The following is a 2,408-nucleotide window of genomic DNA, read 5'->3' on the forward strand; positions in this document are numbered from 1 at the left end:
CCCGAAGGGCGCGTTCTTTCAAATAGCGGAACCTTACAAAACCAATACATCATTACCGACCAGCAAGGCAATGCCCGCGTTACTTTTGTTAACGATGGCGGCAGCGCTAAGGTTATTCAGGAGAATAGTTATTATGCTTTTGGGTTGATAATGACGGGTGGGATTACACCCGGTACTAACCCTAACAAAAACCTGTACAACGGAGGCAGTGAATTGCAGGATGATTTTGGTGACTTGCCTGCTTTGATGCAGACTTTCTATCGAAATTATGACCAGGCGCTGGGTAGATGGACGGGCGTTGACCCGGATGCTGAAGGGGCGGAATCGATGAGCGTTTATCATTACTCGGGGAATAATCCGGTGATGTTTAATGATCCGTTGGGGAATTTGATGGAGCAATTGCAAGGTGATCGGTCGATGAAGTTCTGGCAAAGGATGGGCACGATTGGCATATTCGAAATGGATCAACTTGATGAAGCTAGCGGAGGAGGGGCCACAACAGATGACGGAGGAGATTATGGTGGCTTTTGGTGGGATTTTATAAGAAGAGCACCTCAAGGGCATTTTGATAGCAGCACGATAATTAATTACTATAATTCATACAACAATGACACAGGTTATTCAATAATTAATGACGGCCCTGTAACGGATGATGGTTCATCGTTTATCAAGGGTAACCTGTTAAGAACTGTTCCAATCCACGGCAGTAAAAATACATCGGTTGGACAACCGGGTTTTGGAGAAAGCTTAATTCCAATTTGGGGCGATGGGAGAGCTGGCCTAGATGATATACAAAATGGTCATTATTGGTCGGGAGCATTTCATATAGCATTAGCAGTTAGTGATGTGTTTTTAATAAACTCAATAGCAAAGGGAATTGGCAAAGGAGCTTGGAAATTAGGTTCTCATTCTTGGAGTGCAACTCGAAAATGGATGAACAAAGCTGGCTATGAGGGCATCAAACACCATTGGGCTATCTCGCAAAAATTTGCAAAAAAACATGGATTAGAAGCTGTGGCTAATCAACCTTGGAATATTAAATTATTTGCTGACCAAGCTACGCATATGACATTGGCGCATGGGCAAATTTACAAAGGTGTTGAAGGAGCAAATGCAATGGGTCAATTAATTTATGGCACTCCTACTTGGTTTAAAGCATTGATAATAGGAACAGGTGGCGATTTATTTTAATAAGATAAATATATGAAATATCCAATAATTCATTTTTTTACAAACGATAAGAATATTTATGCTCAAGTAAACGGGCCCGAACTTGCATCTGTCTCTCAATTTGAGAAATTTAAAAATTCCATTATTTTGGATTCAGATGGTTGGTGTTACAAGGTCGGCTCTATACAAATCGTTGGATGGAAGTATTTTTGGGGTTATCATCCTCTAAAAAAAGGTAGAACTGCAAAGATTAATTATAGTTTTTCAGAACAGGAAAATTTAGGGTTGCACGACTTTAAATCATTGGTTATTCAAAAAATCTCAAGTGGCGTTGAACCTAATTTTTGGTATAAAAAAGAAGATATTCCAAAAATCATTAAAAAAATCAACGACTCAACAGACTATCGATCTGTTATTAATTGCTTTGCAATCGATCTTGATCGGTCTTCTAGCTACTATAGTTTGTAAATGAAAATTAGAAAATATTTAGAAGGCCTTAATGTTAGGTATCCGTCAGAAGTTATTCTATATCCTCAAGATGCATCGAAACTTGTTAAACTCCCCGGAAATATTCCGGGCGAATTTGATGGGCAATTAATGAACTTTTTAAAAACAACTAACGGCGCATCTATTTTAGACTATTGTTTTTACGGTTTTAAAAATCCTGGGCTAAACGGTAACTTCACCAAGGACTTGATGGGTGCGTGGTTAAAGTATCCGCACATAGCAAACTCTGTAATTCCTTTTATGAATAGCAGTAACGGATTGCATTTTGGTTATTTGTATAAAGTTAAAATTGGTCAAAATCATCCGATAATAAGTTTTTCCTCATTTCCCGAGGATTCGATTTTAGTTGCTTCTAGTTTTAATTCTTTTTTATCGTCTTTTTTACAAGAAGTTGAAAATTCATTAAAAATTGGCAATAATATAGAAATAGAAGTAGAAGATTGGCCGTTAAATTTCGAGTATTGGCTGTCAAAAGAGCCTCGACTACTAGAGATGCTAGAAACGAGTAATATTCAGAAAGAACTTGAGAAAATAGGCCACTAACTCTGTTGCGTGATAATTATTGAGAGTTCTAAAAAAAGAAAGCCCAACCAAACGGTTGGGCTTTTTCATTTCCCAAACCCCACCTTTGTTTACGAAAACACTAACTTAGTATACTTCGGTACCCCCGAAGGGCGCGTTCTTTCAAATAGCGGAACCTTACAAAACCAATACATCATTACCGACCAGCA

3 protein-coding genes are annotated in these 2,408 nt (G+C 38.3%); all 3 read left to right on the plus strand.

What is annotated here, in order from left to right; genetic code table 11:
- A partial coding sequence (locus AC59JT_RS20475) for an RHS repeat domain-containing protein (RefSeq protein WP_497402691.1) occupies positions 1-1,191 on the plus strand: 1,191 nt, incomplete at its 5' end.
- 12 nt (positions 1,192-1,203) lie between these two features.
- Positions 1,204-1,638, plus strand: coding sequence for a hypothetical protein (locus AC59JT_RS20480; RefSeq protein ID WP_497402694.1), 435 nt, complete (start codon positions 1,204-1,206; stop codon positions 1,636-1,638).
- Complete coding sequence (locus tag AC59JT_RS20485) at positions 1,639-2,220, plus strand: SMI1/KNR4 family protein (RefSeq protein ID WP_497402698.1); 582 nt, start codon at positions 1,639-1,641, stop codon at positions 2,218-2,220.
- Positions 2,221-2,408: the final 188 nt, after the last annotated feature.

The organism is Mucilaginibacter sp. A3364 (assembly GCF_059690715.1).